Below are 17,213 nucleotides of genomic sequence, written 5' to 3'. Positions count from 1 at the left end.
TCACCCGCCCGATCCGGCCCGCTGGGAGCGGCTGGTCTCCTCGACCGTGAAGTCGGGTTCGGCGCGCTCCGTGATCACTTCCGCCGTGACCGTGACCCGCACGACCTCGCTCAGCGAAGGGATGTCGTACATGGTGGGGATCAAGGCGTCCTCCAGAATACCGCGTAGCCCGCGCGCACCGGTCTCGCGGAGCATCGCCTCGTCGGCGATCGCGTTCAGCGCCTCCCGCTCGAACTCCAAGTCGACACCGTCGAGTTCGAAGAGCGTCTGGTACTGCTTCACCAAAGCGTTCCTGGGCTCGGTGAGGATGCGCAGCAGATCGTCGCGTTCCAGTTTGCGCAGCGCGGTGATCACCGGGAATCGGCCGACGAACTCGGGTATCAGCCCGAACTTCGCCAGGTCCGCCGGCGTCACCCCGGCGGCCCCCGTCCGGTCCCCGGCAGCGGCCTCGGAACGGAGCGCCCCGCCGAAGCCCATACCACCGCGTGTCTGACGCTTCGTCACGATCTCGTCGAGACCACTGAAGGCGCCGGCCGCGATGAAGAGGATTCCGGACGTGTCGATCCGCAAGGGCTCCCGGCTCTGGTAGCCGCGCCCCCGCACCGCCTGCGCGCCCTTGTCCCCCGAGGACAGCGTGACGACCGTGCCCTCCAGGATCTTCAGCAGGGCCTGCTGGACACCTTCGCCGGACACGTCGCGGGAGCCGCCGGACTGCGAGCTGCGGGCGAGCTTGTCGACCTCGTCCAGGTAGACGATGCCGGTCTCGGCCTTGCGGGGGTCGTTGTCGGCCGCCTGCAGCAGCTTGGACAGGATGCTGTCGACGTCCTCCCCGACATAGCCGGCCTCGGTCAGACCGGTCGCGTCCACGGACACATACGGCACATTGAGGACCCGGGCCAGGCTCTCGGTGAGCAGCGTCTTGCCCGATCCGGTCGGCCCGAGCAGCAGGATGTTCGACTTGGCCAGCTCGACTCCGCTGCCGCCGAGGGCTGCGGCCCGCCGGACGCGCTTGTAGTGGTTGTAGACCGCGACGCACAGCGCCCGCTTGGCGGTGTCCTGGCCAATGACGTAGCCGTCCAGGAACCCGCGCAGTTCCCACGGCTTCGGCAGCTGCTGGCTGTCCGGCTCCGCCTGTGACCGCCGCCCCTCGGCGACGGCCTCGTTGCACAACTCCACACAGCAGTCGCAGATCTGGACGCTGGGGCCCTCGACCAGCTGGGTCACGTCGTCAGCCCGCTTGCCGCAGAACGAGCAGGCCAGCTGTGGCTTTCCGATGGGCGTCATGGGGTCCCTCCTTCAGAGCCCGGACGGTGTCGGCACGGACCGGCCGACGAGCCGTCGGACCAGTCCGTCGAGCAGTCCGCGCGTGCTGACAATGACCTCAGGGGTGCCGAGTCGCTCCATCACAGTGAGGAGGATGAGCCCGCCGGCCGAGATGACGTCCACCCGGCCCGGCTCGATGACCTCGATCGCGGCGCGGTCCGCCCGGCTGCCCTCAAGCAGATGGCTGCTGACCGCGCGGACGTCGTCGATGCCGAGCCGTGACCCGTGCACCCCCTGCCGGGTGGCGCGATGGATCGCGGCCAGCGTCGTGACTGAGCCGCCGACCCCGACCAGCACCGGTCGGGACTCCAGCGGCAGCCGGGCCAGCCCCTCGCCGAGGGCCGTTTCGACGTCCCGGCGCACGGCGGCGACGCCGCCATCCGTGATGCGGTCCACCGACCCTTCGGTGTCGGCAAGATGACGCTCAGTCAGCCGCACCGAACCGATGTCCAGCGAGACGGCCGCAGTGACCTCGCCGGCGCCGACGACCAGCTCGGTGGACCCGCCCCCGATGTCGAGCACGAGACGGGGCCCCGAACCGGTCGGGAGGCTCCTCACGGCCCCGGCATAGGAGAGCCGGGCCTCCTCGTCGCCACTGATTACCTGCGGCACCACGCCGAGGATGCGCTCGACGCCGGCGAAGAAGCCCGCACGGTCGGCCACGTCCCGGGTGGCGGATGTGGCGACGAAGGCGAGCTGCTCGACCTTCAGGGCATCGATGACCTCGGCGAACTCCTCGCACGCCGCGAAGGTTCGGCCGAGCGCCTCGGGGGCGAGCCGCCCGGTGCGCCCGACGTCCTGACCGAGTCGTACGATCCGCGACCGGCGGGCCAGTTCGGTCACCAGACCGGTCCGAGGGTCGCGCTCGGCCACCAGCAGCCTGATGGAATTGGTGCCGCAGTCCACGGCGGCCACTATCATCGCCACATTCCGTCCTGTTCAGCCTTGTTCCGCGCCGTCAGACCGTGATGACCGGAAAGCGCGGGTGGTCGAGCGGCTTGTCGATCTCCAGGTCGAGGCCGTCCGTGCGGTGGTTGGGCGCGCCGGTGAACCGCGCGCCCGGCGGAAGCCACTGCGTGGTGTAGACCCACCGGGGTTCGTCGGTGGCGTTCGGAGGCGCGTAGTGGGTGATACCGAGGTGGTGCACGGTGGCGTCGCCGGGCATCAGGTGCAGCGGCGGTGACGCCTCGAACTTCTGCGCCACCCACGGGTTCTCGTCCAGCAGGTTGATGCCGTCGTGCCGGTTCAGATACCGGCCGAGGGAGCCCATCCGGTGCGAGCCGCTGAGGAACCGCATCGAGCCCTTCTCCGGGGGGCACTCCACCAGCGGCGTCCACATAGTCAACGCGCCCATGCGGTCCAGCGGGTGGTGCGGGAAGTCCTGGTGCCAGGGGGTCTCGGTACCGCCCTTGCCCTCTGCGGGCACCTTGACGAAGAAGTGGTCGAAGTAGAACCGGACCGCGTCCAGTCCCATGAGCCGAGCCGCGCCGGCGGCGACCTCACGGGAGTGGCTCAGTTTCTTGATCCACTCGTCGTAGTGGGAGGGCCCGTCCCAACGCTCGTACCACTTGAACTCGTTGGGCTGCAGGTCCTTCGGGGCCGTGCTGCTCAGCGTCTGCGGGTCGGTGCCCATCTTCGCCTGCGCGTGGGCAAGCAGCCCCTCCACCAGCCAGGGCTGCATGAAGGCCTCCAGCTTGACCCAGCCGTGCTCCTGGTAGTGGGCGACCTCTTCGTCGGTGATGGCACGAACGCCAGTGCCGGGATTGTCCAGGTCGGACATGGTCGTTGACTCCTCTGTACCGTTCCGACTCATCAGCTGGTAGTCGCGCCGGAGAGCATCCGCTTGAAGCGGCGCAGCAGCGGGAAGGGGACGGTCCGCTCCGTGGGGAAGCCCAGCTGCTCGTTGTAGGTGTACTCGACCGGGTCCTTCATGCTGAGCTCGGACATTCCACGCGCCAACTGCTCCAGGTAGCCCGGGAACTGGGACTGCATGGCGTACACGACGCTGTAGTAGAGGTTGCGGCCGAGCGAGAAGCACGGGTAGCGCGCGTCGTAGTTCTCCAATGAGAACTTGGGGAAGCAGCCGTCGATGATGCGCTTGGGGCACAGCCACAGCGGCAGCACCAGGGTCACGTCGCCGATGGGGCGGATCGGGAAGCCGGCGGGCTTCATCCCGCTGGAGACCCGGAAGAGGTTCTCGCAGACGATGTCCTCAAGGTTGACGCCGGTCACGATGTACTGGGTGTCGAGCTCGCGGGCGTACTTGGTGAGCGCGAGGCGGATCATCAGGGTGCCCAGGAATTCGAAGTCGTCACCCTGGAACTCCTGCTCGAAGCGGTCGATCAGATCGACCGAGTCCCTCGGGATGCCCAGCAGTTCCTTGACTTCGTCGGCTTCCATGACCTTGAGCTCAAGACCGTAGTTCTCGCACAGCACCTGGGCCCTCGGCACGCCGGCGTCCCAGTCCGGGATGCCCTTGAGGATGACCGGGCGCACGGTGATCCCGTGGTCCTTCAGCTGACTCAGGCCGTAGAGCATGGCGTTGCTGTCCCCACCGCCGCTCACGCCCACCACCAGGGTGGAACCGGCCGGGACGTGCTGGCGGACGGTGTCGCCGACGCGGTCGGCGATGATCTGCTTGCACTCCTCTGGGCTGAGCTTCTTCAGATACGCCTCGGCCGTGCCGGTCTCGTTGTCCAGCTGCTGGTAGATGTACTCGGTGGCCTCGGCGCCAGGGTTGTCGCTCTCGATCAGCTTGAAGGAGTCGAGGGAGAACTTGAACGGGTTGACGTTCCGGTTGAAGTACAGGAGCACCTCCGCGCCCTGCTCCAGTTCGCCCAGACGCACGTCCAGCGACGGGAAGAGCTCCGGGGCCTCCCCGGCCTTGCGGATGATGTAGGCCGAGATCGCCGACCAGGGCACGTTGTGCCGGTTGAGAACGTCGATCAGGCGATCGTCGCTGCTGCCGCTCAGCTGCTGCCGGCCATGCGAGGTGACGACAGCGACCGACGGAGGATTACCGTGGAGGGTGGGGTTCGTGGGCATAACCGGTCCTATCTGATGCCTGACAGCAAGCGGTGAGAGATGGGACGGGTGGGCCGCCCCACAAGGGGCGACCCACCCAAGGTGTTACTGAGCGCCGGTCTCGCAAGAGGCGCCGGTGATGGCCTCAAGGCCGTGCTTCGAGGCCGGGACGGCCGCACGCAGGGTGCGCATGGCCTCCAGGTCGGCGACGGAGAGCAACGCACGCTCGGCGACGCCGGAACCGGCGATCAGCTCGACAACCTCGTTCTTGAGGTTGAACTTGGTGCTCTGCACTGCAGGGGAAACGGCGATCATGCCATCCTCCAGAGGACAGTCCGGGACCTCTTCCCGGCTCACCATGACACTAGGTCGACCGCTCGCCCCCACCTTCGGTTTGCGCATCAACATGCCAGATCAGCAGGCGGGTTGGCAGCATAATGACAACGGCCCGACCAACGGTTTCAGCGGTGGTCGGGCCGTCGTGGGGGCGCTGTATGCCGAACCGTCAGCGGCGCACGTACAGCGCCGAGCCGCCCGCGTACTGGGCCTGGGAGCCGAGCTCCTCCTCGATGCGGATCAGCTGGTTGTACTTGGCGGTGCGGTCCGAGCGCGACAGCGAACCGGTCTTGATCTGCCCGCAGCCGGTGGCGACGGCGAGGTCCGCGATGGTGGTGTCCTCGGTCTCTCCGGAGCGGTGTGACATGACCACCGTGTAGCCGGCCTTGTGGGCGGCGTCGACGGTGGTCATGGTCTCGGTCAGGGAGCCGATCTGGTTGACCTTGACCAGGATGGAGTTGGCCACGCCCTCACGAATGCCGTCACGCAGCCGGTCGACGTTGGTGCAGAACACGTCGTCACCGGTGAGCTGGCACTTGTCGCCGAGCACCTCCATGAGCAGCTTCCAGCCCTTGAGGTCGTCCTCCGCCATCGCGTCCTCGATCGACGCGATCGGGTACCGGGAGACCAGGCCGGCGAGGTACTCGGCGTGCTCCTCGACGGTGCGCTTGACGCCCTCACCTGCGTAGTCGTAGACCCCGTCCCGGAAGAACTCCGAGGTGGCCGGGTCCATGACTAGCGTGATGTCCTCGCCGGGCGTGTAGCCGGACTTCTCGATGGCGTCCACGACGAACTGCAGGGCCTCGTCCGCGGTGCTCAGCGCGGGGGCGAAGCCGCCCTCGTCGCCCACGCCGGTGCTGTGACCGGCGTCGGACAGCGACTTGCGCAAGGTGTGGAAGACCTCAGAGCCCATCCGGACCGCCTCGAAGAAGTTCTCCGCGCCGATCGGGGCGATCATGAACTCCTGGAAGTCCAGTGCGTTGTTGGCGTGCGCTCCACCGTTGATGATGTTCATCATCGGCACCGGCAGCAGGCGCGCGCCGGCGCCGCCGACGTAGCGGTAAAGCGGCAGCCCGTGCGCGACGGCGGCGGCCTTGGCCGCGGCCAACGAGGCACCGAGGATCGCGTTGGCGCCGAGGTTGCCCTTGTTGGGCGTGCCGTCGAGGCTGATCATGGTCTCGTCGACCAGGACCTGGTTCTCGGCGTCGAGGCCGACCAGTTCCTTGGCGATGACGCCGTTCACGGCGTCAACCGCCTTGCGCACGCCCTTGCCGTGGAAACGCGCGGCGTCACCGTCGCGGAGCTCGACGGCCTCGTTCGCGCCGGTGGAGGCACCGGAGGGAACGGCCGCCCGGCCCAGCGAACCGTCTTCCAACAGGATGTCGACCTCGACCGTGGGGTTGCCCCGGCTGTCGATGACCTCGCGTCCCAGGACACGGCTAATCGCAGTCATTTCTCTCCTACTGTCGTCAGCTGCATGCACATCAGTGCGGGTGGAGTGGTGCTGATGGTCCTACGGCTCCGTTGCCGTGCCCGCCGACTACTCTATCCGCGTCCGGCGAGCGGACATCATGGGCGGCCGGGGACCGGGTCCGCTGCGGCCGGGACGCGAAAATTACTGATATGTCATCAACTCATCCACACGGCATACGGGGTATCGAGTTCGGCGTCCGTCAGGGAGCCGTGCTCGTAGCGGTATCCGGGATCCGCCAGGAAGGCCTCCCCCTCGGCAACCAGCACGAGCTCGCCGACCCTGCTCCGCGCCGCCTCGCAGAAGAGCTCGTCCGACCTGGCCAGTCGAACGGACTCGGGCAGTTCCGCAGCCAGCTCCCCAGCGAGGTCGTCGGCCGTACCCGGCGCCGGATAGAGCCACCGGGTACGTCCTGCACCGCCCATGCGGAAGCCGTTCTTCCGTGCGGACGCGTCGAGCAGCTCGGCCAGGTCGGGGTCCGGCCGGGTCGCGGTGAGCCCGTGGTCGGCGTGCGCGAGCACGATAGTCCCGGCGTCGGCCAGCTCCCGGGCCAGCTGCCCGATCCCGGTCAGGAATCGGGACGCCTGCCGGTCGTAGCCGAAGTGGTGCACATGGCGGTCGAGTTCGACGTAGCACCAGACCAGGCGCGGCCCGTGGCCGGGCCCAGCCAGCGCCATGTGCAGCGCGTTGCGTACGAGGTCCACCAGCAGCTCGGGGGGCCGCTCGCGGTACGGTCCCGCGTCTGGCGTGTAGAAGCGATGCCCAAGGACGGGATCGGCGTCGCGCAGCAGCGCGTCCCGCCACGAACCGCCGTAGGTCTCCATGTCGCCGAGGACGGCGTGCGGCCGGTACCCGAGGCGGCGGGCGTCGGTGAAGACCGTCTCCCGAGCCGGGGTGAGGTCCCGGCCCTGGTAGTCGAAGACGTTGATCAGCCCGTCGGAGCCCTCGGGATCGGCGAACACCACCCCCGGGACCAGGTGCTGGGCCACGTCCAGGCCGGTGAGGCTGGAGAGCCAGCCCGCCGAGGACGTCGTGGGGAAGACCGAGCGCAGCCGGCTGACCCGGGCGGAGTCGGACCAGTGCTCCGCCGCGAAGGTGTACGACAGGCCGTCGATGCCAAGGACCACCACGTCCCGTGGGGCGGTAGTGGCAGATTCCTGCCGGAGCAGAGCGCAGATACTGCCACGAATGGTAGTAATGGAGGGCTCCGAGGACTCCGGGAGACCTGCTGCCCCCGGCCCGTCGACCGACCATTGGATTGGTGCACCCGCCGTGGCTCTTGCGAATGCGTCGTACCAGGAACTGCGCTCACTGAGCGACGGCCCTGACCTGCTCAATCTGGCCTGGACCCTGGACGAACGCCGGTTTCTGTCCATCGACCTCTCCTCACTCATGGGTGCCGAGCTCCTGGCCGAACAGGAGGCCGGCCTGCCGTATGTGCACGGCTATTTCGTCCAGGACCCCTACGGCGACAAGGAACTCGGCCCCGCAGTGGCTCAGCTCTTCGGGCGCGCCGACTGGGCCTGCGACACCACCTGCGGCGCGGGCGTGATCTCGCTGCTGTACGCGCTGTCCCAGCTGGCCGAGGGCCGTCCGGTGTACATCACCGGTGACGTGTACCCCGACCTCCCCCACTGGATCGAGCAGTCGGGCGGCAGGTGCGTCTCCCGGTTCGCCGAAGGGCTCACCGGCGACCGGGCCGTCGACCAGATCCGGGCGCTCGGCTGTCGACTCATCCTGGTGGAACGTCCCAGCCTGGTCAACGCGGTCGGTCCGGCCAACGATGTCGAGGACCTGCGCGAGCTGTGCGAGGCCGTGGCCGCGCAGGGTGCCGTCGTGGTGGTGGACGAGTCCTACGCCAACTACTGCCCCCCGTCCTTCAGTTCTTCCGTCCTCGTCGAGGAGCTGGCCAACCTCGTCGTGCTGCGCGGTCTGTCCAAGGCGTACGGGATGGGCGGGCTCAGGTTGGCGTACGCCGTGTCCCACCCGGCGCTCACCCCGCGCGTGCGCGCGGTCGTGCCGCCCATGCTCGCCTCCTCCCTGTCCCTCCGGATGGGTGCCGCGGTGCTGAGCCTGGGTGACGCGACCTCCCCACTTCGGCAACGGGTGCAGGCCGGCAAGGCGGAGATGACCCGGCTGCTGACCGCCGCAGGACTGCCACCAGCGGACCTCTCCCACCCCCATGTCCCTTATGTGATGTACGACGAGCAGGACGTCGCGGCGCGGCAGCACCTGGAGGGCCGAGGCATCATGGGCAAGCTGCAACCCCTCTGGTCTGAGCGCGCACTGGGCATCGCCCACAAGTACCGGGTCAGCGTGCCGCTGAGTGACGAGCGGATGGCTGAGTTCCGACAGCGGCTGGGGTGAGCGGGGTGACGCACGGCCTCAGGCCGGAATGTCGATCAACCCGAGCTGGGCCGCACGCACCCCGGCCTGGAACCGGGAGTTCGCGTCGAGCTGGGAAAGCAGCGCTGCCACATGCCGACGATAGGTGCGTACCGACAGGCCCAGCACTCGGGCCGCCTTCTCATCGGTGTAGCCCTGGCTCGCCGCCCGCAGCACCAGGGCGGTGCTTTCGTCCTCACTCCAACCCGCATGCGCAGGACCGAACTCGGCGGCACGTGCCCAGACGGCTTCGTGCATCAGGGAGATGGCCTGCGCCGCCTCCGCGTCGCCGATCACCGTGAGCGGACCGTTGCGGCCAGAGGCGATCAGCCCCACCTCGCCGTCGAAGATCGTGGCGGTTGGCAGCTCGCACGGGGAGATCCGGATCTGCGCGCCGGAGGCGGCGAGTTCGGTCAGCCGACCGACGGTCTCCTCGTCATTCAGCAGCCTGCCGGTGATCAGCATCCTGATCTCGCCTCCCCGGGCTAGGAGTTCGGCGTGCAACCGGTCCAGGAGCGGGTCGTTGAACTCATACTGCCCTTCGGCGTAACTGGCCTGCGCCCGAACCACGCGATGGTCGCACTGCTGGATGAGCCGCGCCGCGACGGAGCGGACCTCCTCCCCGGGAGGACTGGCCGGAGCTCCAGGCGCCACTGTGATCGCGCTACCGGATAATCGGCCAGCCATCTCCGCCAACTGCAGTGCCAGGTCGCGCAGTTCCAGTGGACTGGGGACGCCATGGGCCGTGAACGGTTTTCCCGTACTAGTCAAGTGACGCTCCGTATATCCTTGTGACCGATCTCACCCGGAGGCACAGCGGTATCCGGCAGTCAGCGGTTGTGGGAGATAGGCAATAGAGAGCAAGGGCAGGCAAACTGGGACAGAGAGGCCCAGACGTCACTACGCTGTAGGTATACGAGATAACAACCCCCCCCTTGCGATCGAACAGCATGCGATCGAACAGGAAAAAGAATCACCGAGCGGACCGGGGCGCGTCAACCCCGTGATCAACTCGACCGTAAGAGAGGCGTCTGATCCTCGTCAAAGGATTACGCATCGTGATCGATGGGTACCCCGGCCCAGGCGTGGCGGGAGGACAGCCGACCTCGGTCAGCTTCACAAAGATGGCTGCCCATGGGCTACAACCATGCCGCGAGGGGTAGGGGTGACGCTGGCACAGGTTCGCTTCTGACTGGCCGTCACTCGCGAGCGGAGGCTGGGGGCGATGCACATGCGCGCCGGGACGTGAACTCGCGGCGTGCCTGAGAGGGCCGGCCGGGGCTCATCCTGTAGGGCTCATTTATTCATCGCTGCAGTTCAGGCGGCATAGCGGTACTCGATGATCGCTCCTCCGAGGATGCGGGTGCGCAGCAGTCGGTGGTCCTGGACGTCGATGGCGCGTGGTGGCTGCTGTGATGCGTCGGGTGGCAATTGGCCTCGGGATCGGTGCGGTCGATGTTGGTTGTAGTGGTCGGCGAACTCGGCGAGGACTTTCGTGGCGTGGGACGCGTTCATGATGAGTACGTGGTCGAGGGCTTCGCGGCGGATGGCGCCGATCACGCGTTCGCAGTGGGCGTTCATCTTGGGTGCGCGTGGGGCGCTGAGCAGGATGTCGGCGTCATCGGCGTCGTCGGCGGTGAAGACGGCGTCGAAGGAGGAGGTGTACTTCGTGTCCCGGTCGCGGAGTAGGAATCTGGCCTGTCCTCCGCGTTCGGCCAGTGCGGTGGTGAACTCGCGGGCCTGCTGGATCGCCCACTGCCCGGTGGGGTGCGCGGTGACGGGGGTGAGGTGGAGTCGGCGGGTGCCGTGTTCCAGGAAGGCCATGGCGTAGAGGCGTTGGCCCAGCGCGGTGTCGAGGTGGAAGAAATCCGCTGCGACGATGCCCTCGGCCTGGGCGGTCAAGAACTCTGTCCAACTCGGTCCGTGACGTCTTGGTGGCTGGTCGATCCCGGCCGCGTGCAGGATGTTCCACACCGTGCCCGATGCTATCGGATGCCCCAGCCGCGCCATCTCCCCTTGGATACGCCGGTGACCCCATCGTGGATTCTCGTCGGCCAGACGCAGGACCAGCTTCTTCAGAGCCGCGGACGACGGCGGCCGACCGACGCGAGTACGGCGCGTGCTGTAGTCCCACTTTCGGGCGATCAGTTTGCGGTGCCAGGCCAGCAGGGTGCCCGGGGTGACGGGGAAGACACGGGCCCAGCGCTGACGGGGTATCAACGAGGACAGGGCGGAGAACCAGAACCGATCCGCCGGCTCGTAGCGCACGGGCGACGCCAACTGTCGACGCAGCACCGCGTTCTCGTGCCGCAGGACCAGCACCTCCGCCTCCACCGATGCCTCCCGCCGGAGCAGCAGCTCCGGCAGTGCCAGGAGTCCTCGAACCGCGCGGTACACCAGCGACACGATCATCGTCACAGCGTCGCAGAGCAACGTCCCTTAAGTACCCCACCTGCAGCGATGACTTCTTGAGCCCCTCAGGGCCCATTGGCCGATGGCCAGGCAGGGGCGGGCGCCGGCCAGGACCGCGCACGCGGCGGTCAGCAGCACCGCGGCCAGCGGATGCCGGCGTCCCCGCCGGTCGCGCGGATCGGGCAGAGCAGCCAAGCGGTCAGCGAGGAGCGGGAGTTCACGCTCGGCGCGGCCGGGCGACTTGATCAGACAGACGGTGGCAGACTGGCTCACATCGGAGTTCTGGGACACGGGCGACTTGGTAGGTCACCCCGTTAACCGGAGATGCTCCTATTTCCTGTCAAGCGGCGCTCTGGAGGTAGGGTTCGGTGATATTTGTGCAGGTCAGAACCCTGTAGACCTCGCGGGCTATGTAGCGCTTGAGGCAGCGGATGATGTCCTTCTTCTGCAGTCCCTGTGCTGTGCGTCGGGCGACGTAGTCGCGGGTGCGGCGGTCGTGCTGCATGCGGACCACAGCGATGCGGTAGAGGGCGGCGTTGGCGGACCGGTTGCCGCCACGGTTGAGCCGGTGGCGGTCGCGGCGGCCGGAGGACGCGGGGATCGGTGCGGCACCGCACAGATGGGCGAACGCAGCCTCCGAGTGCAGGCGCTCGGGGTTGTCGCCCACTGCGGCCAGGAGGCGGGCGGCCGTCTCGGGGCCGACTCCGTAGACGGCCATGAGGTCGGGCGCGGCCTGGGTAGCCAGGGTGCTTAACTCGGCTTCGTAATCGTCGATTTCATGGTCGAGATCTTGGTAGTGGCGGGCCAGGCGGCGCAGAGTGAACTTGGCCGCTGCAGCGGGGTCGGTCAGGTCTGCGGCCGGCCGCAGTCGGGCGCACGCGGCGATGAGATCGGAGCTGGACTTGCCGCGGAGCTGGGCGCGCAGGGTGTCGGGTGCGGTCACCATGTGACTGCGGATCTGGTTGATCGCCTGCGTGCGGGCCTTGACGGCGGACGTGCGGGCCGTGTGCAGGAGGCGGAGGGCTTCGGCGGCACCGACGTGGGTCTTGGGGATGATGGTCGCCCGGCCGGAGGCGACGGCCTGGGCGGCGGCATAGGCGTCGATCGGGTCGGACTTGCCTTGCTGGTGGCGAATGCGTCGGTCGGGTCGGTTGATGTCGAAGACTGTCAGGCCCGCGGCGCCCAGGACACGGGCGAGCTGGGTTCCGTAGGATCCGGTGCCTTCGACACCGACGGCGCAAACGGTGCCGTGGGAGCGCAGCCAGTTCAGGAGGGCACGGTAGCCCGGGTTGGTGGTGGGGAACTGGGCATCGGCGAGGTGACGGCCGAGGTGGTCGACGACAGCCGCGTGGTGGGTGTCGGTGTGGGTGTCCACGCCGCCGAAGACGTCCTGGGACTGATCGGTCATGATGGTGTTGCTGTCCTTCCACGTTGGTCCAGGAGGCAGCACACGCCGGTCGGGCGGGCGGACAAAGCAGTCCGGCATCGAAAACGAACTGGGCACCACGGCCGCATGCCGACTGACCGGCCGCTCCCGGGCCACCCACTACCGCAGGCTCAAGCCGCCGCCCTCACCTAGGCCCAGGACCACGCAGGTCCAGCCCTCGGCCCTGAACACCGAAGAACGCGAAGCGGTACTGGAGCTGATGAACAGCCCCGAGTACGCCGAGCTACCGCCCGCCCAGATCTGGGCCCGCGAGCTGGACACGGGGCGCTACCACTGCTCGGTCTCCACGATGTACCGGATCCTGCGCGAGCGCGGGCAAGCCGGAGAACGCCGCCGCCAGGCCACCCACCCCGCAAAGACCGTCCCCGAACTGGTCGCCGACGGCCCCTCCCAGGTGTTCACCTGGGACATCACCAAGGCCGCCGGCCCACGCAAGGGCGTCTGGTACCACGCCTACGTCATCATCGACATCTTCAGCCGCTACATCGTCGGCCACACCGTCGAACTAGCCGAATCAGCCGAACGAGCCGCGGAATTGATCCGCGAGACCATCGCACGCAACGGCATCGTCCCCGAGACCGTGCACGCCGACCGCGGCACCTCCATGACCTCCAAGAAAGTCTCCCAACTGCTGATCGACCTCGGCGTCACCCGATCACACTCACGCCCCAAGGTCTCCAACGACAACCCCTACAGCGAAGCCCAGTTCAAGACCACCAAGTACATGCCCGACTACCCCGAGCGGTTCCACTCCCTCACCCACGCCCGCGACTGGTTCGACGCCTTCATCTCTTACTACAACCACGAGCACAGGCACTCGGGCATCGGCCTGCACACCCCCGCCAGCGTCCACTTCGGCACCGCGCAGGAGATCCGCGACCAGCGGGCACTCACCCTCACCGACGCCTACGCGCGCCACCCCGAACGCTTCGGCCGCCGCCCCCAACCACCCAAGATTCCGCAGACAGCGTGGATCAACGACCCCGCCAAGCGCAGCGAACCCACACCACAAACCTCATAACGTCACGACCGTCTCACTGGACTTGAAATCTTCCGTCCGGCCGTGTGCGTCGTGCTCCTCCGCAGCGGACCGACAAATCTCCAGAATGACAACCCTTAAGGGCGTCAGCTTCGTTGAGGGTCAGGCCCGGCGGAGGACCACAGCACCATCATCACTGCTCCGTTGCTTACGTGACGGCCGACACGCCACCACGGCCCCAGACCTGCTCGTCCACCCGCGACCAGGACTTTGAATCAGCCCTGCCTCATGACTGCCCACCTGGGTATCTCAATGGCCGTTGACAAGGCTGTAGTACGTGCCTGCTTCCGCTCCCTGGACGCAGTCACCCACGCGCCAGACCGCTACGAACCGAACGTCCTCGACTATGCCAAGGCCCTGCCAGCCAGTCCTGTGGACCTTAGCCGGGATCCGGTGCCCTCGGGCAGAGTCATTCGGTCAGAAGCGAATCCCTATGCGGGGTGCCTAGCTTCGTGATCCAATACTGGCTGGCCCGAAGACGATACTGGTACCTGCATGGCGGTGAACGGTTTGTTGAAGTCGGATCAGCGGCCAGCGTGGACGCGGCTTGAAATCTCCCCCGAAGACGTGAAACTTGCTGTGGAATGGTCCTTGGTGGGTCATCCCCAGCTGGAACTCTCGCAGACGGTGACCGGTGCGGTCGTCCAGCACGCCCAATCGCATCCCGACGGTCTCGCGATCATAGACGGTAGTTCTTCGCTGACATATAGCGACCTCGTCGTCAGGGTCGCGGAGATTCGCCTGCAATTGACGTCCAATGGTTGCGCCTCGGGTGATCTTGTTGCCGTTATCCTTCCACGCAGCCCCGATATTATCGCGCTCTTTCTGGCATTGGAGAGCCTGGGTGCTGTATATCTGCCGCTTTCGGCAGACTGGCCTGAGGCGCGCATCGTCGAGGTTCTGCATAGTAGTCGTCCAGCCTTGCTTGTGCTTCAGGCGGGGGCTGGGCACCTGGCACTTGAAGGGCTTGCTGAGTACCCCGCAATCACACTGTCCCAGGAGGGGGCGGTTATCCGGAATCTGCAAGTCGATACCGTATCGGCTTGTGTTCTGTGTGATGACGTGGCCGAGGCCCGGTACCTGATTTATACGTCCGGGACAACGGGGGTCCCCAAGGGGGCGATCATCGAGCATCGCGGGATGATGAATCATCTGCTGAGCAAGGTCATGGACCTGGGCCTGACCTCGGCAGACATCATCGCCTTTAGTGCACCGGTGGTGTTTGACATCTCGATCTGGCAGATGATGGCCCCCCTCCTTGTCGGTGGGACTGTGGCTGTCATAGATGACAGTGAGGTCCGATATCCGCGAAGGCTACTGAGAGCACTGAACAGATACGGCGTCACGGTCGCGGAGTTCGTCCCGACCGTTCTCAGTTGGCTCGCTGAAACTGCCGACAAGGAGGGTGCTCCAAAAGAACTACGATGGTTGATATCCACGGGAGAGGAGCTTCAACCGTCGCTCGCGAGGCATGTACTGACTTCCATGCCTGGCATTCCGCTGCTGAACGCTTACGGACCCACTGAATGCTCTGACGATGTGACACACCACCAGGTAACCCTCGCCGAAGTTGAGCACCCGCGTATATCGGTGGGCAGACCGATCATCAACACCTCGCTGTACGTCCTAGTTCAGGATGGCGACCGATGGCGCGCGGCAGGCGCAGACGTGGCAGGCGAACTATTCGTCGGCGGCATCTCCGTGGGCCCTGGTTACCTCAATGACCCGAATGCAACATCGTCCGCCTTTTATCAGGACGAGCTTGATCCGAATTCACCGACTGGGCGGTTGTATCGCACGGGCGATGCCGCAGTGGTCAGGGATGGACTGGTCTACTGCCTTGGTCGACTGGATCGCCAGGTGAAGATCTCCGGCGTGCGGATGGAACTGAGCGAGATCGAGGCAGTGTTGGGCAGTCACCCGGCGATCCGACAGTGTGCCGTAGTCGTCGACAAAAGTAGCTCGGATCCTGGAATGGTCGCCTACTACATACCGAAGGACGCCTCTGTTGCCTCTGGCGAACTGATGGGATGGCTAAGGGATTCATTGCCTCGGGGTATGGTTCCGCAGTCCTACGTGCAGGTGGGTGAGCTCCCGTTGACACCCAACGGGAAAGTCGACCATTCGGCGCTCACACAGAAAGCCAGCAACGGAGCAGAAGCATCTGCTGAATAACCCGCCAACGCATCGCCCACACCTCTCCGCTGGCGGCTATGCGATTCACGCGAAGGAATCTACAACGATGATCTCTCCCACGTGGCCCGACTCGTTTGATGGACTTCTCCGAAGGCATCTGCCTTTCTGCGGTGAGGACGAGCAGATCGGCGCGAATCGAATGCTAGCCGACCTGGGCCTTGACTCCCTTAAGACGGTGAGCCTCATCATCGCACTCGAGGACGCCTACGGACTTACTTTTCCTGACGAAATCCTGGCCGATGCTACGTTCGCGACCGCCGGCGCGCTATGGGAGGCGACCCAAACGGCCGCGCAGGGGCAGGCGATCAACATCACAGAATGAAGAAAAGTTCGCTATTCCTATTCAGGTCGCTTAAATATTGGAGAATTTGAATGCCGAGTAATTCATCTCCTCGTGCACAGTTTGACGATGAGATCCGCCTCGCCCTGCTGCTTTCGGCTCCACGTCTGCAAGGTGACGAGGTCGCACAGTTGCGCGACTTGTCAAAGAGTTCCCTCGACTGGAACAGGGTCCTGGGAATACTCGCTCTTCACCGCACCATGGGGCTCGCTTGGGAAAACCTTGTCGACCACGGTTTGGCTCAGGCTTCAGAATTTCTCCCGGCTCCTTCGCTCGCCACCATCAACACTGTTTTCCGGGGGCAGATCCTTCACATGCGGGATCAGGTCGTCCGAAATTCTGCACTAATCAAGAGGTTTGATGCCGAGGGAATTCCGTGTGCGATCATGAAGGGTACGGCGGTCGCATCCATGGCGTACCCGCGTGTTGGCACGCGCATGTTCAGCGATAACGACTTCCTTTTTCCTAGCGAGCGCCTGGCTGAGGTCGGATCGATTCTCAAGGAGCTCGGCTATATCCAAGGTCAGTGGGATCCAGCGACGAGGTCGGTCAAGCCCGTGAGCCGCCAGGAGATTCTGCTCCATCCGGTAACGTCACACGAGACCTATCCCTACAAACAGCCGACCCCGGATGCTCCCGTCCTTGACACGCATTGCGTCGATGTCCACTTCTCAGTGGACCTCATGACTGGCAACCGCAACAACGAAGCTGTCTTTGAGCTTTTGGCGCGCCGCGTGGATGTCGAGGCGACCGACGGAAACAGACTGTGGGCCCTCAGTCGTGAAGACATGTTTGTGTTTCTCTGTGTTCACTTCCAGCGAGAAGGCGTCAACCGCCGCGAGGTCGAATGCCTCAAAGACTTGCTCCTTTATAAGGTAGCTGACATCCTTGCGATGATGGGTGACCCGGATAATCAACTCGATTTCGCGGTCGTCGCTGAGCGCGCCAGAGGGCTCGGCTTCGAGCCCGAGGTCTTCTACACCCTGACCTATGTCGAGGCACTGTACCCCCAGCGCATGCCGGACGGTCTGGTAGACATCTTTCGGCCCACGGCCACTGAATTCCTGCACCAAGTCACCCAAAACGGGGAGGTGATCCACACCTGGACGGCGCCGATTGCTGAGCGCTTCTTCGACCCTCGTCGCTCTGCCGAGCTCCGCTGTGGCTGATGCCCCCTCAAGCTGTTGAATACACATGCTAATAGCAACCAATTGGTGGCACTGTGTGCCGCATTCTGCGG

Annotated in this window: 16 protein-coding genes; 5 read left to right on the top strand and 11 right to left on the bottom strand. The window is 65.8% G+C overall.

Going from position 1 to position 17,213, the window contains the following annotated elements; translation table 11 throughout:
• The 7 genes from clpX to GXP74_RS29810 form a co-directional block, all read right to left on the bottom strand.
• A complete protein-coding gene (clpX, locus tag GXP74_RS29840) occupies positions 1–1,284 on the bottom strand; it encodes an ATP-dependent Clp protease ATP-binding subunit ClpX (RefSeq protein WP_182454331.1) in 1,284 nt (427 codons plus the stop codon).
• Between the two features lie 12 nt (positions 1,285–1,296).
• Positions 1,297–2,244 carry a Ppx/GppA phosphatase family protein gene (locus GXP74_RS29835; protein ID WP_182454330.1) on the bottom strand — a complete coding sequence of 316 codons (948 nt, stop codon included), beginning with the start codon at positions 2,242–2,244 and terminating at the stop codon, positions 1,297–1,299.
• Positions 2,245–2,281: 37 nt separating this feature from the next.
• Complete coding sequence (locus tag GXP74_RS29830) at positions 2,282–3,103, bottom strand: phytanoyl-CoA dioxygenase family protein (protein ID WP_182454329.1); 822 nt, start codon at positions 3,101–3,103, stop codon at positions 2,282–2,284.
• Positions 3,104–3,135: 32 nt separating this feature from the next.
• The gene (locus GXP74_RS29825; protein WP_182454328.1) at positions 3,136–4,368 is read right to left on the bottom strand and encodes a hypothetical protein; all 1,233 of its coding nucleotides are present in this window, start codon (positions 4,366–4,368) and stop codon (positions 3,136–3,138) included.
• An 84-nt stretch (positions 4,369–4,452) separates the two neighbouring features.
• Complete coding sequence (locus GXP74_RS29820) at positions 4,453–4,662, bottom strand: hypothetical protein (protein WP_182454327.1); 210 nt, start codon at positions 4,660–4,662, stop codon at positions 4,453–4,455.
• Between the two features lie 190 nt (positions 4,663–4,852).
• Positions 4,853–6,136, bottom strand: coding sequence for a phosphopyruvate hydratase (gene eno / locus GXP74_RS29815; RefSeq protein WP_182454326.1), 1,284 nt, complete (start codon positions 6,134–6,136; stop codon positions 4,853–4,855).
• A 176-nt stretch (positions 6,137–6,312) separates the two neighbouring features.
• Entirely contained in the window at positions 6,313–7,284 is a 972-nt protein-coding gene (locus GXP74_RS29810; RefSeq protein ID WP_182454325.1) for an alkaline phosphatase family protein, read from the bottom strand.
• Positions 7,285–7,426: 142 nt separating this feature from the next.
• On the opposite strand from GXP74_RS29810, the gene GXP74_RS29805 reads away from it, so the two are divergent.
• Positions 7,427–8,521 carry an aminotransferase class I/II-fold pyridoxal phosphate-dependent enzyme gene (locus GXP74_RS29805; protein ID WP_182454324.1) on the top strand — a complete coding sequence of 365 codons (1,095 nt, stop codon included), beginning with the start codon at positions 7,427–7,429 and terminating at the stop codon, positions 8,519–8,521.
• An 18-nt stretch (positions 8,522–8,539) separates the two neighbouring features.
• Here GXP74_RS29805 and GXP74_RS29800 read toward each other — a convergent pair whose 3' ends face one another.
• The 4 genes from GXP74_RS29800 to GXP74_RS29785 form a co-directional block, all read right to left on the bottom strand.
• Positions 8,540–9,310, bottom strand: a complete 771-nt coding sequence (locus GXP74_RS29800; protein WP_182454323.1) for a LuxR family transcriptional regulator — start codon at positions 9,308–9,310, stop codon at positions 8,540–8,542.
• Between the two features lie 546 nt (positions 9,311–9,856).
• Complete coding sequence (locus tag GXP74_RS29795; protein ID WP_182454322.1) at positions 9,857–10,951, bottom strand: integrase core domain-containing protein; 1,095 nt, start codon at positions 10,949–10,951, stop codon at positions 9,857–9,859.
• Between the two features lie 27 nt (positions 10,952–10,978).
• Entirely contained in the window at positions 10,979–11,224 is a 246-nt protein-coding gene (locus tag GXP74_RS41125; protein ID WP_225448697.1) for a transposase family protein, read from the bottom strand.
• A gap of 67 nt (positions 11,225–11,291) precedes the next feature.
• Positions 11,292–12,359, bottom strand: coding sequence for an IS110 family transposase (locus GXP74_RS29785; RefSeq protein ID WP_182454321.1), 1,068 nt, complete (start codon positions 12,357–12,359; stop codon positions 11,292–11,294).
• Positions 12,360–12,369: 10 nt separating this feature from the next.
• Between GXP74_RS29785 and GXP74_RS29780 the strand changes: the two genes are divergently transcribed.
• From GXP74_RS29780 to GXP74_RS29765, 4 genes are all read left to right on the top strand, one after another.
• Positions 12,370–13,419, top strand: coding sequence for an IS3 family transposase (locus GXP74_RS29780; protein WP_370468571.1), 1,050 nt, complete (start codon positions 12,370–12,372; stop codon positions 13,417–13,419).
• A 519-nt stretch (positions 13,420–13,938) separates the two neighbouring features.
• Entirely contained in the window at positions 13,939–15,612 is a 1,674-nt protein-coding gene (locus GXP74_RS29775) for an amino acid adenylation domain-containing protein (RefSeq protein WP_182454319.1), read from the top strand.
• A gap of 67 nt (positions 15,613–15,679) precedes the next feature.
• Entirely contained in the window at positions 15,680–15,955 is a 276-nt protein-coding gene (locus GXP74_RS29770; protein ID WP_182454318.1) for a phosphopantetheine-binding protein, read from the top strand.
• Between the two features lie 50 nt (positions 15,956–16,005).
• Positions 16,006–17,142: a nucleotidyltransferase family protein gene (locus GXP74_RS29765; RefSeq protein WP_182454317.1), complete on the top strand. Its 1,137-nt coding sequence runs from the start codon at positions 16,006–16,008 to the stop codon at positions 17,140–17,142.
• Positions 17,143–17,213 lie beyond the last annotated feature (71 nt).

This window comes from Streptacidiphilus sp. P02-A3a (assembly GCF_014084105.1).
In the GTDB taxonomy this organism is placed as follows: domain Bacteria; phylum Actinomycetota; class Actinomycetes; order Streptomycetales; family Streptomycetaceae; genus Streptacidiphilus.
The sequence above is the reverse complement of the archived record's forward strand: the minus strand, read 5'-3'. Positions and strand labels throughout refer to the sequence as shown.

Bases quoted from the DNA above. Each gene is read 5' to 3' on its own strand.
- clpX (WP_182454331.1), bottom strand. From the start codon at position 1,284: ATGACGCCCATCGGAAAGCCACAGCTGGCCTGCTCGTTCTGCGGCAAG.
- GXP74_RS29835 (WP_182454330.1), bottom strand. From the start codon at position 2,244: ATGATAGTGGCCGCCGTGGACTGCGGCACCAATTCCATCAGGCTGCTG.
- GXP74_RS29830 (WP_182454329.1), bottom strand. From the start codon at position 3,103: ATGTCCGACCTGGACAATCCCGGCACTGGCGTTCGTGCCATCACCGAC.
- GXP74_RS29825 (WP_182454328.1), bottom strand. From the start codon at position 4,368: ATGCCCACGAACCCCACCCTCCACGGTAATCCTCCGTCGGTCGCTGTC.
- GXP74_RS29820 (WP_182454327.1), bottom strand. From the start codon at position 4,662: ATGATCGCCGTTTCCCCTGCAGTGCAGAGCACCAAGTTCAACCTCAAG.
- eno (WP_182454326.1), bottom strand. From the start codon at position 6,136: ATGACTGCGATTAGCCGTGTCCTGGGACGCGAGGTCATCGACAGCCGG.
- GXP74_RS29795 (WP_182454322.1), bottom strand. From the start codon at position 10,951: ATGATCGTGTCGCTGGTGTACCGCGCGGTTCGAGGACTCCTGGCACTG.
- GXP74_RS29785 (WP_182454321.1), bottom strand. From the start codon at position 12,359: ATGACCGATCAGTCCCAGGACGTCTTCGGCGGCGTGGACACCCACACC.
- GXP74_RS29770 (WP_182454318.1), top strand. From the start codon at position 15,680: ATGATCTCTCCCACGTGGCCCGACTCGTTTGATGGACTTCTCCGAAGG.
- GXP74_RS29765 (WP_182454317.1), top strand. From the start codon at position 16,006: ATGCCGAGTAATTCATCTCCTCGTGCACAGTTTGACGATGAGATCCGC.